Here is a 15,200-nt window from a genome sequence, read left to right on the forward strand (position 1 = left end):
GCCGAATCACCAAATTTGTCCCATGACCGAAACTGCAGAGAGGACAGCGCGTTGACCGCGTTTGCGCTTCCGACGGCCACTGAACCTTACGTCCCGCCGTCGATATCCGACACCCACCTTCCCGAGGTGCTGCCATGGTTAGCCGAGTACGGGACTGGTTTCGGCAAGCAGATGATCATGATCATCCTCTCGATCATCTTGATCGTGTGGTTCTTCAAGTCAGCTATTAAGAACCCCAAGTTGGTTCCAGGCAAGGCACAGTTCCTGGCCGAAAGCGCTTACGGATTCGTCCGTAACAGCGTGGGCCGCGACATCATTGGCGAGAAGAACTTCGCTCAGTGGGTTCCGTTGCTGTTTGCCACCTTCTTCTTCGTCTTGCTGAACAACCTCTTTGGGGCCATCCCGTTCCTGCAGATTCCCTCCTTCTCCCACGCTGGTTCCGCCTACGCCATGGCCATCATTATCTATGGCACCTGGATTGCAGTCGGCGTGAAGAATCACGGAATTCGCTACTTCAAGCTTGCCGTCGTTCCTTCGGGCGTCCCGAACTGGATCATGCCGCTGATGGTGCCGTTGGAAATCATTTCCAACTTCATCGTTCGTCCGCTGACTCACTCGTTGCGTTTGATGGCGACCATGCTTTCGGGTCACATCATCGTGATGCTCGCCGCAACCGGCGCTCGCCACTTGATCATGGTGCAGGAGTCCTTGGCCCTGAACGCCGTTGGCGTTCTGGTCATCGTTGGCTCCGTAGCGATGTACTTCCTTGAACTCCTAATCATGGTTCTGCAGGCGTTTGTTTTCACCCTGCTGACCGCTATCTACATCCAGGGTGCCCTGGATGCAGACGCCCACTAAGCACTTCGGGCTCGCACTACTTCACTAAAAGTTTTCCCCTTTGAATGGGGGAATGACCTCACAACCTGCCGACAGAGTGTCGGTATCTTGAAAGGAACGAAATGGAACTCCACGGCTCCCTTAACATGATCGGCTACGGCCTGGCTGCAATCGGCTCGGCCATCGGCGTGGGCATGATCTTCGCTGCTTACATCAATGGCGTTGCACGCCAGCCGGAAGCACAGCGCATCCTGCAGCCGATCGCTATGCTTGGCTTCGCCCTTGCAGAAGCACTGGCAATCTTGGGCCTCGTCTTCGCCTTCGTCGTCGGCGCGTAGTTTCTCTTGATGGTGGCCCTGCCACTAGTGCAGGTGTCATTACAAGTTGGAACTTAAGAGATAAGGAAGAGTGAGAATGATCAGCAACGAATTGATCCTCGCAGCAGAAGCGGGCGCAAACCCGCTGCTTCCGAACCCGTGGGAAATTCTTGTCACTGCTGCAGGCTTTGCTGTCCTGTTGTTCATCGTGGTCAAGTACATTGCCCCGGCATTCGAGAAGTCCTACCAGGACCGTGTCACGGCCATCGAGGGTGGACTTGAGAAGGCAGAAGCCGCACAGGCAGAAGCTAACGCCACCCTGGAACAGTACAAGGCACAGCTGCTGGAAGCACGCACCGAAGCCAACCGTATCCGTGAGGATGCGCGCGAAGAAGGTGCACTAATCCTGGCTGAACTCAAGACCAAGGCAGCAGAAGAGTCCGCTCGCATTACTGAGCAGGCTCACCGTCAGATCGAAGCAGAGCGCACCGCAGCAGTTACTTCGCTGCGTGCCGAAGTTGGAACTCTGGCAACCTCGTTGGCTAGCAAGATCGTCGACGAAGCGCTTGAAAACGATGAGCGTTCAGCTCGCGTAGTCAACAAGTTCCTGGCAGATCTGGAATCCCAGCAGAACGCGGGTGCATCGAACTAATGGCAGGTGTATCGAGCGAGTCACTGGCCGCGGCACTGACGTCGTTGGAAACCAAGCTTGCACACGCGTCCTTGGAATTGTCAGCTGAGCTGTTTGGCGCCGTCGAGGTTCTTGACGGCAACGCCGGCCTGCGTCGCGCACTGACTGACCCGGCCCGCGGAGCTCAGGACAAGGCGGGGCTTGTAGCCTCGCTGTTGCGCGGGAAGGTTTCGGTAACTGCCGAATCCACCGTTGCAGAATTGGCCTCCTCGCGCTGGAGCTCGGCACGAGACATTGGTGATGCACTGGAAACCGTGGCGGCAACTGCCGCCATCGCGGTTGCCGAGCGTCAGGACGGTTCCGCTGGCCTGGAGAGGCTCGAAGAAGACCTCTTCGCGTTCATCCGAGTTGTTGGATCCAGTCATGATCTGCAACGTGCACTCGATGATCCACAGGCATCGACCGAAGCCAAACGCGCCCTGGCGCTGCGTCTTCTGCCGAACGCCAGTGCCGCATCCGCATTGTTGATCCGCCAAGCTGTCTCGGCACCGCGTGGGCTCAAGCCCATCGCATTGCTGGAGCGCTTCGTGGAATTGGTGGCAAAGCGTCAGGAACGCTGGATTGCTTCGGTGAGCGTCACACGTGACCTCACCACCGAGCAGCTGGCGCGCCTGCAGGCAGGCCTGAACAACCTCTACGGTCGAGAGTTGAACATCAACGTCGAGATCGACCCGGCACTAGTCGGCGGAATCCGCGTAAAGGTGGGCGATGAGGTTGTTGACGCAACTATCGCTACCCGCGTGTCGGATCTGCGCCGCAGGTTGGCAGGCTAGACAGTACCTTCGGGTCTGTCTTGCCAGCCAGTCACCATAGACTGAATCAAATTTCGGTTACCGCTACGATTCACCGCGGTAATCACAACTTAGGAGAGCAGGGACTGCAGATGGCCGAATTGACCATCAACGCCGACGACGTCCGCAATGCCTTGAATGAGTTCGCAGCGTCCTACGAACCGGGCAAAGCAGAGCGCACCGAGGTCGGCCGCGTAACTACGGCAAGCGACGGCATCGCCAAGGTGGAGGGTCTTCCCTCCGTCATGGCGAATGAGCTTCTTCGCTTCGAAGACGGCACTCTGGGCCTGGCCCAGAACCTTGACACCCGCGAGATCGGTGTTGTCGTCCTTGGCGACTTCGCCGGCATCGCCGAAGGCCAGCGCGTTGAGCGCACCGGCGAGATCCTTTCGGTTCCGGTTGGCGACGCCTTCCTGGGCCGAGTGGTTGACCCGCTGGGTGAGCCGATTGATGACCTGGGCCCGATTGCTTCCACCGCACGTCGTGCGCTGGAAACTCAGGCTCCTGGCGTGACGCAGCGTAAGTCGGTTCACGAACCGTTGCAGACCGGCATGAAGGCCATAGACGCAATGATCCCGATCGGCCGTGGCCAGCGTCAGCTGATCATTGGTGACCGTCAGACCGGTAAGACCGCTCTGGCCGTTGACGCGATCATCAACCAGAAGGCCAACTGGGCTTCGGGCGACACCAACAAGCAGGTCCGCTGCATCTACGTGGCAATTGGTCAGAAGGCATCGACCATTGCTGCAGTGCGCCAGACTCTTGAAGCTAACGGTGCGCTGGAATACACCACCATTGTTGCTTCGCCGGCATCTGACCCGGCCGGCTTCAAGTACCTGGCACCGTACGCCGGTTCGGCCATTGGCCAGCACTGGATGTACGACGGCAAGCACGTTCTGATTGTCTTTGATGATCTGTCCAAGCAGGCCGAAGCTTACCGCGCCGTATCGCTGTTGCTGCGACGCCCACCGGGACGCGAGGCCTACCCAGGCGACGTGTTCTACCTGCACTCTCGCTTGCTCGAGCGTTGTGCAAAGCTCTCCGACGAACTCGGAGCAGGCTCGATGACCGGTCTGCCGATCATCGAAACCAAGGCAAACGACGTTTCGGCATTCATCCCGACCAACGTCATTTCCATCACCGACGGCCAGATCTTCTTGCAGTCGGACCTCTTCAACGCTAACCAGCGTCCGGCAGTTGACGTAGGCATCTCGGTGTCCCGCGTTGGTGGCTCGGCGCAGATCAAGGCGATGAAGAAGGTTGCCGGTACGTTGAAGCTCGAGCTGGCCCAGTACCGCGACATGCAGGCATTCGCCATGTTTGCCTCGGACCTGGATGCCGCTTCGAAGCAGCAGCTGACCCGTGGCGCTCGCCTGATGGAACTGCTCAAGCAGGGACAGTACGCACCGTTCCCGGTTGAGGATCAGGTTGTCTCCGTGTGGGCCGGTACCAAGGGCTACCTGGATGATGTCCCGGTTGAAGACGTTATGCGTTTCGAAACCGAGTTCCTGGCTCACCTGCGTCACCGCACCAACGTCCTGACCGTGATTGCCGAAACCGGCAAGCTCGAGGACGAGACCGTGGAATCGCTCAAGTCGAACATCGCCACCTTCAAGGCTGGCTTCTTCGGTGAAGGTGACGACCAGCTGGTCGCCGCCGGTCACGAAGAATTTGATGCTTTGGCTGAAGGTTCTGTTGACCAGGAAAAGATCGTCAAGCAAAAGCGCTGACATCTCCTTTGATTAGTGGTTGCCGCGCCACCTCGCGCGGCGCGGCAACCTCTACAAAGGGATAAGGAAAGGACAAACATGGGAGCCCAGATTCGGGTCTACCGCCAGAAGATTGCTTCGACCTCGTCGATGCGCAAGATCTTCAAGGCGATGGAACTGATCGCCTCTTCCCGTATTGGCAAGGCACGCGCGCGTGTCTCGGCATCGCTGCCGTACGCCAATGCGATTACCCGTGCTGTTACTGCCGTCGCGTCACAGTCAGAGGTTGATCACCCACTGACCACCGAGCCGGAGTCAATCCGTCGCGCGGCGGTCTTGGTTTTGACCTCGGACCGCGGACTCGCCGGTTCCTACTCCGCCAGCGTCTTGAAGCAGGCAGAGCACCTCGCAGAACTGCTCCACAAAGAAGGCAAGGACGTCAAGACCTACCTGGTCGGCCGCAAGGCTCAGGCGTACTTCGACTTCCGTGGACGCGACTTCGCGAAGGTGTGGACCGGTGGAACCGACGCCCCGGAGTTTGAGACCGCACGCGAATTGCGCGAAGTCCTGCTCAAGGACTTCGCCGATGATTTCGAATTGGGAGGCGTGGACGAAATCCACGTTGTTTTCTCTCAGTTCAAGTCGATGGTCGTTCAGGAACCGACGGTCATTCGTTTGCTGCCGCTTGAGGTTGTCGAGGAGGAGTCTGAGACTCCTGCCGATGAGCTGTTGCCGCAGTACGAATACGAGCCGGAGCCGGAGCAGGTGCTTGATGCACTTCTCCCGCGGTACATCGAATCGCGTATCTTCAATGCCATGTTGCAGGCTGCAGCTTCCGAGCTCGCACACCGCCAGCGTGCCATGAAGTCCGCTGGCGACAACGCCAACGAACTGATCAAGAAGTACACGCGTCTTCGTAACAACGCCCGCCAGGCCGAGGTTACTCAGGAACTTTCCGAAATTGTTGCCGGCGCCGACGCGCTGAACGGCTAACGGAATCTTCCTAACCAGACTTACATCCACGCCATCTACACAAGTGAAGTGAGAGAGAGATGACTGCCCAACTCCACGAGCAGGGTACCGCTGCTTCGACCGGTGCTATCGGTCGTATTGCACGCGTTATCGGCCCGGTTGTCGACGTTGAATTCCCCGCCGACTCCCTGCCCGCTATTTACAATGCTCTTTCCGCTGAGATTACCCTCAACGGCAAGACCACCACCATCACCTTCGAAACCAGCCAGCACCTCGGTGACTCAATGGTTCGCGCGATCTCCCTGCAGGCCACCGACGGACTTGTCCGCGGTACCCAGGTAGTCGATTCCGGTGCACCGATTTCCGTACCCGTTGGCGATGTCGTCAAGGGTCACATCTTCAATGTTTTGGGCGAACCCCTCGACATTGCAGCTTCGGAACTCCAGATCACCGAGCGTTGGCCGATCCACCGCAAGGCACCTGCATTCGCAAGCCTTGAGGGTTCGACCGAAATGCTGGAAACCGGCATTAAGTCGATTGACCTTTTGACCCCTTACATCAAGGGCGGCAAGATTGGTCTGTTCGGCGGCGCCGGCGTTGGTAAGACCGTGTTGATCCAGGAAATGATCACCCGTGTTGCACGTAACTTCGGTGGTACTTCGGTATTCGCCGGTGTTGGCGAGCGCACCCGTGAAGGTAATGACCTCTGGGTTGAAATGGAAGAAGCCAACGTTCTGAAGGACACCGCCTTGGTGTTCGGCCAGATGGATGAGCCACCAGGAACGCGTCTTCGCGTGGCCCTGTCGGCACTGACCATGGCTGAGTACTTCCGCGATGTTCAGAACCAGGACGTGTTGCTCTTCATTGACAACATCTTCCGCTTCACCCAGGCCGGTTCCGAGGTGTCGACCCTTCTGGGCCGCATGCCTTCGGCCGTTGGTTACCAGCCGAACCTTGCCGATGAGATGGGTCTCCTTCAGGAGCGCATCACCTCGACCAAGGGTCACTCGATCACCTCGATGCAGGCCGTTTACGTGCCTGCCGATGACTACACGGACCCGGCCCCGGCCGCGACCTTCGCCCACTTGGATGCGACCACGGAACTTTCCCGTGAAATCGCTTCTCGTGGTCTGTACCCGGCCATCGATCCGCTGACCTCCACGTCGCGAATCCTTGACCCGCAGTACGTTGGTCACGACCACTACAACACCGCGGTTCGTGTTAAGCAGATCCTTCAGAAGAACAAGGAACTGCAGGACATCATCGCTATCCTCGGCATCGATGAACTCGGTGAAGAAGACAAGATTGTTGTTTCGCGTGCTCGTCGCATCCAGCAGTTCCTTTCCCAGAACACCTACACTGCTAAGCAGTTCACCGGTGTCGAGGGTTCGACGGTTGCCATCAAGGACACCATCGAGGGCTTCAACGCGATCTGCAACGGCGACGTTGACCACATTGCCGAACAGGCATTCTTCAACATCGGCGGCATGGACGACGTTGAGCGCCAGTGGGCCGACATCCAGAAGTCGACGCGCTAAACATGAGCGAACTCCAAGTCGAAATCGTTGCGGCCGACCACTTCGTGTGGTCGGGTGCGGCGAAACTGGTCAAGGGACGCACCACCAGCGGCGAGATCGGGATTCTTCCCGGCCACGTACCGATGTTGGCCGTCCTTGCTGCCGGCGATCTTGAAATCGATCCGATTTCCGGTTCCCGGTTCTCGGTTCAGGTTGATGGCGGGTTCTTCTCCGTTGACACCGACCGTGTGGTGATCGTAGCGGACAATGCCGTCATGGCTGGTTCCGCACCGGCAGGGAATAGATAGATCCTGCCTTGAACGAACTCGGCATTCCTGTACTCATCGTGTTGGCAGCTCTGCTGCTTGTGGTGATGTTCTTGGGTGCCATGGGAGTGCGCCGCATTCAATTGCGGCGCACTCTTGGCACTTTTGACGCCTCCATCTCCACTTCCCCCGGGAAGTGGGTGACGGCGATTGCGCGGTATGGGGCCGGAGAGCTTGAGTTTCTCAAGCTCTTTTCGGTTTCCCCGCTTCCCGTGCAAAGATTCCGACGCAGCTCGATCCGGCTTAACGGCTGGCGGCGACCTGCGGACGCGGAGATGCACCAGGTGCAGCCCGGAAGCGTCATCGTGATGATGAGCTATGAAAGCCGAGAAATCTTGGTGGCCATGGACTACCAGACCTATAACGGCCTTTCGGCCTGGCTAGAGGCTGGCCCCGTTGCGGGCGTTGGCACCTGGCGACAGGACTAAGCAAGACAAAAGCATGGGGCGGGATGATGAAAATCATCCCGCCCCATGCTTTTAATGCTTCTTCTAGCGTTACCACCCGAGAGAATCCGTGGCGCTAAGCGATACGGGACCTTCTCGAGGGAATGTTCAAAGAGTCTGTGAAGTCCTAGAGACCGACAACGCCGGTCGCCTGCGGGCCCTTGGCACCCTGGCCAACTTCGAATTCAACACGCTGGTTTTCTTCCAGAGTGCGGAATCCGTTGGTCTGGATTTCCGAGTAGTGCACGAAAACGTCTGCCTCGGCGCCATCCGGAGTGATGAAACCGAATCCCTTTTCGGCGTTAAACCACTTCACGGTTCCCTGAGCCATGTATATCTCCTCATTTAGTGCGAAAATCTGGCCGCTGCACTGTGCAACTGCCATGGGGTGGTACTCAAGTGAGAAGATCACTGACGTGGGTCTGACCCCGCCATGGTCACTTCACACCCGCAGCACTGCTTTGGCGGGTATGACTAACCAACACAAAGACTGAGTCAAGCATCACACACACCCGTGACTAGGGTCAACACCCTACGGCCCGTGGTTAGGCAGAAATGTTAAAAATGTTTTCGCCATGGCGAATGACTTGCTGCAAACCCAACTTGTCATCAAGGACCAGTAAATCGGCCACAAAGCCCTGGTGTAGTTCCCCGGCCTCATCAATCAGTCCCAGAACGCTGGCCGGAACCTTGGTAGCGGAGATCAGCGCATCACGCAGTTCAACACCCGAGTCCACCACGGCACGTAGCACCTCAAGCATGCTGGCGGTGCCGCCGGCCAGAGATCCATTGGAACTCAAGCGTGCCTCACCCTTGGACACCGTGACATCGGCCGGGCCCAGAGTGTATTCGCCATCGGCTAGGCCGGTGGCAGCCATCGAATCGGTGACCAGGGCGATGGATTCGGCTCCCACGATGTTGAAGACCGTGCGCACCGTGACCGGGTCTAGATGGACGCCGTCGGCAACGAGCTCAACGATGATCTTGCCCGCTGCGGCCAGCTCCAGACATGCGGCCACGGGACCGGGAGCGCGGTGGTGCATCGAGGGCATGCCGTTAAACAGGTGAGTGACAGTGGGCCGCTCGGTGAATCCGTCAACCCCGGCACTGGCCAATTCTTCCCGGGCAAGATCGAGCGAAGCGGTGGTCGTGGAGGCATCGGCATCGGTATGGCCCAGCGAGGGGACAACGCCCTGGGACACCAGCTGCTCCAGCAGGGCATCGGATCCTTCAAGTTCCGGGGCATAGGTCATCGTGCGCAACTGGCCGGCCGACGCGTTGATCAATTCGTCAACAAAGTCAGCATGCGGATCGGAAAGGAACGCAGGATCCTGAGCGCCGCACCGGGCGGTGGAAAGGAACGGGCCCTCGGCGTGGATGCCAGCAATATCCCCGCGTTGGGCGAATTCGGCCAGGACCGACGCCGCGCCGAGCATGTCCGCCCGATTGGCCGTCACCAGCGAGGCCAGGAAGGTGGTGGTGCCGGAGCGGTGCAGGTGCTCGATGGCCCGCTGAATGGCGATAGGGTCACCGGAGGGAAAATCTCCACCCGCGGCACCGTGACAGTGCAGATCGATCAGGCCGGGGATGATGATGGTTCCCTCGGGGCTTTCGCGCAGCTCAAACTCGGCAGCGCCATCCACGAAAGAAAACTCGTGCTCATCACCGGCAAAGGCAATCCGATGGCCCTCAACGGCAATGATGCCGCGGGCGATGTCCAACCCGGGGGAGAGGAGTCGGCCGGTCAATGCGTAGCGATGCGGTGCAGAAGAGGCAGTCATGCAACCCAGTCTAGGTTGTGGTGAGCCAAGTCATCATTGTGCCGCTCCGCGCAAATGCGCCGGCCGTCTCAAACCGCCGGGCTTTGCCGGCATGCGGCAGCACGACCAAGGTGCGACGGAGTGTCCCGAGCGGCACGAAAAGCCGCGAGAACTCTAGAAGAGTCGTGCCGCCACATCATCTACGCCGCGCATGGCATCGTAATCGAGAATCAGGCAGTCGATGCCACGGTCGGTGGCCAGCGTGCGGGCCTGCGGCTTTATCTTTTGGGCGGCGAAGATGCCGCGCACGGGGCGTAACAAGGGGTCGCGGTTGAGCAATTCGAGGTAGCGGCTGAGCTGCTCAACGCCGTCGATGTCGCCATTGCGCTTAAGTTCGATGGCGACCGTCGCGCTAGCGGCGTCACGGGCGAGGATGTCTACCGGGCCAATGGCCGTCATGTATTCGCGGCGGATCAGGGTGTAGCCGGCGCCAACCGTCTCGATCTGGTCGGCCAGCAGCCGCTGCAGATCTCCCTCGACGCCGTCCTTAATCAGGCCAGGGTCGATGCCCAGGTTGTGCTGGGAGTCGTGGATGACCTCCTTGATGTGCACCACCAGACGGTCATCGGACTTCTGGTGGGCAACGTGCCAGAGCTCCACATCGCCCTCCGCTGCCTGCTCTTCATCGGGAGCCACCACGCGCATCACTGCCGGGGGGCTCATCCAGTTCAGCGGCTTGTAGCTACCGCCGTCGGAATGCACCAGCACCGAGCCATCGGCCTTCACCATTAACAGGCGGGTCGCTAGGGGGAGATGGGCACGCAAACGGCCCTCATAATCAACTGAACACTTGGCAATCACTAAACGCACAGAGTGCACTCTACCGGGTTTCGTGCATCGCTCCGAGCAGATGTGCCGCTCACCACGCGGGGAGGGGCACGCAGGTGGTGCCATCGCGTCCCGGCTGGGGGTCAGCGATGATGTGGGGCAGAATTGAAACATGGCCCGCTCCAATCGTCCCTCCCGTTCCTCCGCACCCGTGCCCCGATCTGGCCGGGTCAATAAATGGACGAGACCGGTGGACGATACTCAGGAGCCGTGGCTGGAGAAGGCCCGCTATGGGGTTCAGCGGCTGCAGGACGCTCCGGACGGGCAGTGGCACGTGCGTCGCATCTCTTCCGTGGGTGCGGCCAAGACCTATACCTGCCCCGGCTGTGGGCGGTCCATCGGCCCCGGCACCGAACACCTGGTGGCTTGGCGGGCAGATCACTGGTCCGGCGACGATGCCTCGGCCGCCGCGCGACGCCACTGGCACCCCAAGTGCTGGGATTCGCGCTCCTACCGGTATTAGCGCTGGTCTTGCCTGACAATAAAGACCTCGCGCAGAATCAACATGATGGCCGCGGCAACGGGAATTGCCATCAGCGCACCCACCACGCCCAGCAGTGAGCCGCCGGCGATCACGGCGATCACCGCCACGGCACCAGGTACCGAGACAGCCTTTTGCATCACCCGAGGAGAGATGAAGTAGGCCTCGATCTGCAGGTAGCCGAAGTAGCAGATGGCGTAGATGGCAGCGGTCTGCCAGCCCAGGGTCAGCGAAATCAGCGAGACGAGGATCCCGGCGGTCACCGCTCCAACCAGCGGGATGAAGGCCAGCATGGCGACCAACACGGTGAGCAAGGCAGCAAAGGGCACATGCAGAATACTCATCAAGATCAGTGCGATGGCCGCATTAAGCAGGGCCACAAAGGCCTGCCCGATGACGTAGTTACCCACCGAATGCATGATGGTATCGCCCAGTTCCTCCACCCGGGCTCGACGTGAATACGGGGCCAAGCGGTAGGCAAAGGTCTTGAGTGCGGGTAATGAGGCCAAGAAGTAGATGGCCAGCACCAGCACAATCAGCACGCCAAACATGCCCTGGGCGATGACCGTGCCCACGCCCAGCACACCGCCAAAGATTCCGCCGACGGCGCCGGTGTCGGAAAAGAACTTGCCAATCTCCAGGCTGATGCGATCCGAGAGCTGATATTGCGCATCGAGGGTGACGAAAAATTCCGACTTGAGGAAGTCGTCAACGATTTTTGGGGCACGCTCGATGAACTGCGAGGTCTGCTCGGTCAGTGTGGGGATGATGCTGGAGATGAAACCGGCCACCGAGCCCAGCAGCGCCACCATCGTGATCAAAACGCCGACGGTCCGGGTGATACCGCGGGTGACCAGGAAGCGCACGATGGGATCGAGCCCGAGCGCAATGAATAGTGCAATCGCGATCCAGATGACCAGCGATCCCACATTGGTCAGCAGGAAGAAGCCCAGCAGGGCTAGGCCCACACCCACGGTAAAGAGGAAGCCGAAGGCGATGGGGTGGGTTGCCGGGGCAGCTGCCAAATCGCCGAGCTCGGCATCGGTCTGGGCCTGATTCGGGTTGGGAACGGGCGGGAAGCCGAAGTTCGCCGGTGGCTTGATCCGTGTATCGAGGGTGTGCTGCGCGGTGCCCAATACGCGGCGCCACCAGCGCTGAGGGGCACTATGCACCGCCGGCTCTGGGCTAGTATTCGCCATCGCGGATTCGTTCTGTTCGGGAACCGGCGAACTGGCGGCTTGTGGCGCGCCAGCGGTGGTCCCGTCCTTGTCGTTATTCCCGTCTTGAGTAGTCACAAATTCGAGACTAGTACGCCGGGGACCAGCTGGCACCATTCTTTCGTCGCGGGACGCTAGGTTGCGGACATGGTGAAGGACACGTGCCCTCCGGGCGTGTTACTACGCACATCTAGGAACCCGAAATCGGTCACACTCGTTAGACTTGAAACGTGCTCGCCGTGGTTTTATCTGCGGCAGGTGTATCAGTGGCCGAATTTCGACCCCCCTTCCGTTAGGTGTAATTGTGCGAAAGATCTTCTCAGCGATCGCTATCATTCTTGGGCTGGCTGCCCTGGTGGCAGGGATCGGTCAGCGTACTATTTGGGCTCCGCCCGAGACGCTGACCGCTTCCGTTGCCACGGCTCCGGCCGATGCCCCCGTCACCCTCCTCGAGGCAGGGATCGGTACCGTGGGGGCTCACCCCACGGATATCACCATCACCTCCGATGGCAAGTTCACTGCCTCGCTGGTGCGTTCGGCCGATGCACAGGCATGGGTGGGCAAGGCCGCTCACACCACCATCAGCGGTATCAACGCCGAGACCATGGAATTCGACGTCAGCTCGAAGACCGGTGAAGCCACGGTCCCGAACCCGGCTAAGGCCGATATCGTTCAGAGCACGGAAAACGCAGACAAGACGATGAGCTACCGCTGGACCAACCCCGATGCGGGCTCGTGGACGCTGTTGCTGGCCGCCGATGGCAAGGCCGCAGCACCGACGCAGATCACCGCCTCTTGGCCCGGCGACACCGCCACCCCGTTCTCGATGCCACTGATCATTTCCGGTGCGCTGCTCCTGATCATTGGAATCGCTCTGGCCGCGGTACGCACCACTCCTCGTGGCGGCTCCACCGGTGGCGGACGTCGTTCCGTTGACACCGCGGTGGCCCCGGCCACCGGTTCGCTGCCCACCGCAGCTACCGGCGTTATCGAAACGCCGAGCAAACCGAAGAACGAACCCGGTTCACCGAACACCGTGGCGAAGGTTGTTGCAGCAGCATCGGTTCTGGCCCTCGCCGTGCTTCCCGCCGGTCCGGCCATGGCCGCCAGCGCCACTCCCTCAGAGAGCGCTACGTTATCCGAAAGCGCCTCGGCCACAGCCAGCGAGGAAGCACCGGAGGTTTACCCGGTGGTTCTCCAGGATCAGCTCGAGAGAATCCTCGGTGAGGTTTCTACCTCCGTGGCGAAGGCCGATAAGTCCAAGAAGGCTGCTGACCTTGATGAGCGCACCACCGCGGCTCTAAAGACTCTGCGCACGGAGAACTACAAGCTGCGCAACGACGGAGTGAAGATTGATGGCCCCTCCGCCCTCGACACCACGGTGATTCGCTCCGCCGCAGTCCCCACTGACGACGGTGCTCACTTCCCGCGCTCCATCATGGTGGTCACCGCCAAGGACTCGGCCGCTTCAACGATCCCGAGCGTCATAACGTTGACCCAGAAGAGCGCGCGCGATAACTACCAGGTCGCCTTCGCCACCCAGATGCTGCCCGGCTCCACCTTCCCGGGCATCGGTGTGGGTGATCCTTCGGTGAAGTCGCTGAAGGATGACGCTAAGGATCTGAAGATGACACCAAAGACGGCGCTCACGCGTTTGGCAGATTTCATGGACAACGAGAAGTCCAAATACGCCGACAACTTCGCCGAGAACGCCTTCCTGACGCTGAACACCAAGGACCAAAACGCCTTGGTCAGCGGCAACAAGGACGGAAAGATCAGCTTCAAGCGCACGGTAAACAACGACGATACTGTCGTGATTTCCACCCCAGACGGTGGCGCCTTGGTATCGGGCAACTTCACCTCGGTGACCACCGCCAAGCCGAAGGAAGACGGCGGTACCATCGGCCTTGACGCGGTGACCTCGAAGATTGTTGATGCCAAGGACACCAAGAAGGGCATCGAGATTACCTATGGCGAGCCGATGCTGGTTTACATCCCGGCAGCCGATTCAAAGGATAAAGTCTCGGTGGTCGCTGCCGAGGTCATTACCAAGGGTGCGAAGCTTCTGAAGTAGTACCAGCGGCACCTTGGTCGATCAGCGGGTCACCGCACAGATCGGACTGAGGAGCCAGCGAAGAAATGGCGTGGTGGCAATTGGTGCGGGGAACGGAACCCGTACCGAAGGCCATCACGCCTTTTTTGTGCCCTGCGCCCAAGGTGCCTCGGCTCAGCTTGTCAGCGGGCAGCGTACGAGTTTTCCTCGTGGCCCGCGCGGGCCTAAAGTAGAGGGATGACCACCAGCATGCCTGAACCCACGCCTCCGTCCTCCCGTGGCGCCATTGATCTGGCTGCCCTCAAGGCAGCAACGCCCGAGCCTGCCGCACCAATCGCCGAGGGCGCACCCACCTGGGTCCGCGCCGTTGATCAGGCGCTCTTCCCGGAAATTGTGGCCCTGTCCAACCAAGTTCCGGTCATCGTTTCTCTCGGTAACCCACGTTCGCCGGGATCCGTGCAACTTGATGGACTGTTGGCAACGCTGGTCGATGCCAAGGGCGGCGCGCTGGCGCTGGCAACGGTGGATGCGGAAAAGGAACCCGCCATTGCGCAGGCGTTCCAGCTCACCCAGGTGCCTGCGGTCGTCGCACTGATCAACGGCCAGCCCGTTCCCCTCTTCCAGGGTGGTGCCGAACAAGCACAGATCCAGTCAATCATCGACGAACTGATGTCCTTGGGTGTGCAGCACGGGGTCGCCGGAACCATCCCGCCCCTGGGAACCTCGGCTGCCACGGCGGCGCCGGTGGCACTGCCCCCACTGCATCAGGCAGCACTTGACGCGCTGGAAGCCGGGGACCTGAATGGTGCCGAGAACGCCTATAAGCAGGCGCTGAACGAAAAGCCGAATGACAATGAAGCATCCATCGGCCTGAACCAGGTCCGTCTGCTGATCCGCACCGAGGGTAAAGACCTGGCCCAGGTCCGCAGCGCGGGGGCAGCTAACCCCGATGATCTGGCCGGCCAGTTGGACGTCGCGGACATGGATCTGGTGGGTGGCCACGTCGAAGACGCCTTCGCCCGGTTGGTGGCCTTCATCGGTCGCAATGTGGGGGACGAGAAGGAAGCGGCCCGCGCACGCCTCGTTGAACTGTATTCGGTGGTGGGTGTGGGCGATCCGCGCGTTGTGACCTCTCGTCAGAAGCTGGCTCGCGTTCTGTTCTAAATATTTACGGCGGCAGGACCCGCCATGTACA

Annotated in this window: 16 protein-coding genes; 12 read left to right on the forward strand and 4 right to left on the reverse strand. The window is 60.0% G+C overall.

Annotation, left to right across the window (positions count from 1 at the left end; all coding sequences use genetic code 11):
- Window positions 1–51 precede the first annotated feature (51 nt).
- The 9 genes from atpB to HED64_RS07155 all read left to right on the forward strand — a co-directional run bounded on the left by atpB (window position 52) and on the right by HED64_RS07155 (window position 7,588).
- Window positions 52–858: a F0F1 ATP synthase subunit A gene (gene atpB / locus HED64_RS07115; RefSeq protein ID WP_245325792.1), complete on the forward strand. Its 807-nt coding sequence runs from the start codon at window positions 52–54 to the stop codon at window positions 856–858.
- Window positions 859–959: 101 nt separating this feature from the next.
- A complete protein-coding gene (locus tag HED64_RS07120; RefSeq protein ID WP_071213157.1) occupies window positions 960–1,175 on the forward strand; it encodes a F0F1 ATP synthase subunit C in 216 nt (71 codons plus the stop codon).
- Between the two features lie 76 nt (window positions 1,176–1,251).
- Window positions 1,252–1,806 (forward strand): F0F1 ATP synthase subunit B, encoded by a 555-nt coding sequence (locus HED64_RS07125; protein ID WP_132358330.1) that lies wholly within the window; start codon window positions 1,252–1,254, stop codon window positions 1,804–1,806.
- Window positions 1,806–2,618 (forward strand): F0F1 ATP synthase subunit delta, encoded by an 813-nt coding sequence (locus HED64_RS07130; protein WP_168151362.1) that lies wholly within the window; start codon window positions 1,806–1,808, stop codon window positions 2,616–2,618. The genes HED64_RS07125 and HED64_RS07130 overlap by 1 nt, the downstream gene beginning before the upstream one ends.
- A 110-nt stretch (window positions 2,619–2,728) precedes the next feature.
- Window positions 2,729–4,366 (forward strand): F0F1 ATP synthase subunit alpha, encoded by a 1,638-nt coding sequence (gene atpA, locus HED64_RS07135; protein ID WP_132358326.1) that lies wholly within the window; start codon window positions 2,729–2,731, stop codon window positions 4,364–4,366.
- A gap of 78 nt (window positions 4,367–4,444) precedes the next feature.
- Window positions 4,445–5,338, forward strand: coding sequence for a F0F1 ATP synthase subunit gamma (locus HED64_RS07140; RefSeq protein ID WP_168151363.1), 894 nt, complete (start codon window positions 4,445–4,447; stop codon window positions 5,336–5,338).
- Between the two features lie 59 nt (window positions 5,339–5,397).
- The gene (gene atpD, locus HED64_RS07145) at window positions 5,398–6,855 is read left to right on the forward strand and encodes a F0F1 ATP synthase subunit beta (protein WP_132358322.1); all 1,458 of its coding nucleotides are present in this window, start codon (window positions 5,398–5,400) and stop codon (window positions 6,853–6,855) included.
- A gap of 2 nt (window positions 6,856–6,857) precedes the next feature.
- A complete protein-coding gene (locus tag HED64_RS07150; protein ID WP_168151364.1) occupies window positions 6,858–7,142 on the forward strand; it encodes a F0F1 ATP synthase subunit epsilon in 285 nt (94 codons plus the stop codon).
- 8 nt (window positions 7,143–7,150) lie between these two features.
- Window positions 7,151–7,588 (forward strand): DUF2550 domain-containing protein, encoded by a 438-nt coding sequence (locus tag HED64_RS07155; RefSeq protein ID WP_245325793.1) that lies wholly within the window; start codon window positions 7,151–7,153, stop codon window positions 7,586–7,588.
- A 145-nt stretch (window positions 7,589–7,733) separates the two neighbouring features.
- On the opposite strand, the gene HED64_RS07160 is transcribed toward HED64_RS07155, so the two are convergent.
- The 3 genes from HED64_RS07160 to nucS form a co-directional block, all read right to left on the reverse strand.
- On the reverse strand, window positions 7,734–7,937 hold the full coding sequence (locus HED64_RS07160; RefSeq protein ID WP_068735141.1) for a cold-shock protein: 204 nt from the start codon (window positions 7,935–7,937) through the stop codon (window positions 7,734–7,736).
- A gap of 214 nt (window positions 7,938–8,151) precedes the next feature.
- Window positions 8,152–9,387 carry an N-acetylglucosamine-6-phosphate deacetylase gene (locus HED64_RS07165; protein WP_168151365.1) on the reverse strand — a complete coding sequence of 412 codons (1,236 nt, stop codon included), beginning with the start codon at window positions 9,385–9,387 and terminating at the stop codon, window positions 8,152–8,154.
- Between the two features lie 153 nt (window positions 9,388–9,540).
- Window positions 9,541–10,236 carry an endonuclease NucS gene (nucS, locus tag HED64_RS07170; RefSeq protein ID WP_168151366.1) on the reverse strand — a complete coding sequence of 232 codons (696 nt, stop codon included), beginning with the start codon at window positions 10,234–10,236 and terminating at the stop codon, window positions 9,541–9,543.
- 208 nt (window positions 10,237–10,444) lie between these two features.
- Between nucS and HED64_RS07175 the strand changes: the two genes are divergently transcribed.
- Entirely contained in the window at window positions 10,445–10,717 is a 273-nt protein-coding gene (locus HED64_RS07175; RefSeq protein WP_245325795.1) for a hypothetical protein, read from the forward strand.
- Here HED64_RS07175 and HED64_RS07180 read toward each other — a convergent pair.
- On the reverse strand, window positions 10,714–12,030 hold the full coding sequence (locus HED64_RS07180; RefSeq protein ID WP_342590669.1) for an AI-2E family transporter: 1,317 nt from the start codon (window positions 12,028–12,030) through the stop codon (window positions 10,714–10,716). The genes HED64_RS07175 and HED64_RS07180 overlap by 4 nt on opposite strands.
- 226 nt (window positions 12,031–12,256) lie before the next feature.
- Between HED64_RS07180 and HED64_RS07185 the strand changes: the two genes are divergently transcribed.
- On the forward strand, window positions 12,257–14,026 hold the full coding sequence (locus tag HED64_RS07185; protein WP_168151368.1) for a hypothetical protein: 1,770 nt from the start codon (window positions 12,257–12,259) through the stop codon (window positions 14,024–14,026).
- Window positions 14,027–14,254: 228 nt separating this feature from the next.
- Window positions 14,255–15,169, forward strand: coding sequence for a tetratricopeptide repeat protein (locus tag HED64_RS07190; RefSeq protein WP_168151369.1), 915 nt, complete (start codon window positions 14,255–14,257; stop codon window positions 15,167–15,169).
- Window positions 15,170–15,200 lie beyond the last annotated feature (31 nt).

Origin of the sequence: Paeniglutamicibacter terrestris (assembly GCF_012271785.1) — a bacterium.
In the GTDB taxonomy this organism is placed as follows: Bacteria; Actinomycetota; Actinomycetes; order Actinomycetales; family Micrococcaceae; genus Paeniglutamicibacter; species Paeniglutamicibacter terrestris.

Coding starts and splice junctions, on each gene's coding strand:
- HED64_RS07120 (WP_071213157.1), top strand. CDS start 960: ATGGAACTCCACGGCTCCCTTAACATGATCGGCTACGGCCTGGCTGCA.
- HED64_RS07125 (WP_132358330.1), top strand. CDS start 1,252: ATGATCAGCAACGAATTGATCCTCGCAGCAGAAGCGGGCGCAAACCCG.
- HED64_RS07130 (WP_168151362.1), top strand. CDS start 1,806: ATGGCAGGTGTATCGAGCGAGTCACTGGCCGCGGCACTGACGTCGTTG.
- atpA (WP_132358326.1), top strand. CDS start 2,729: ATGGCCGAATTGACCATCAACGCCGACGACGTCCGCAATGCCTTGAAT.
- HED64_RS07140 (WP_168151363.1), top strand. CDS start 4,445: ATGGGAGCCCAGATTCGGGTCTACCGCCAGAAGATTGCTTCGACCTCG.
- atpD (WP_132358322.1), top strand. CDS start 5,398: ATGACTGCCCAACTCCACGAGCAGGGTACCGCTGCTTCGACCGGTGCT.
- HED64_RS07150 (WP_168151364.1), top strand. CDS start 6,858: ATGAGCGAACTCCAAGTCGAAATCGTTGCGGCCGACCACTTCGTGTGG.
- HED64_RS07160 (WP_068735141.1), bottom strand. CDS start 7,937: ATGGCTCAGGGAACCGTGAAGTGGTTTAACGCCGAAAAGGGATTCGGT.
- HED64_RS07165 (WP_168151365.1), bottom strand. CDS start 9,387: ATGACTGCCTCTTCTGCACCGCATCGCTACGCATTGACCGGCCGACTC.
- HED64_RS07190 (WP_168151369.1), top strand. CDS start 14,255: ATGCCTGAACCCACGCCTCCGTCCTCCCGTGGCGCCATTGATCTGGCT.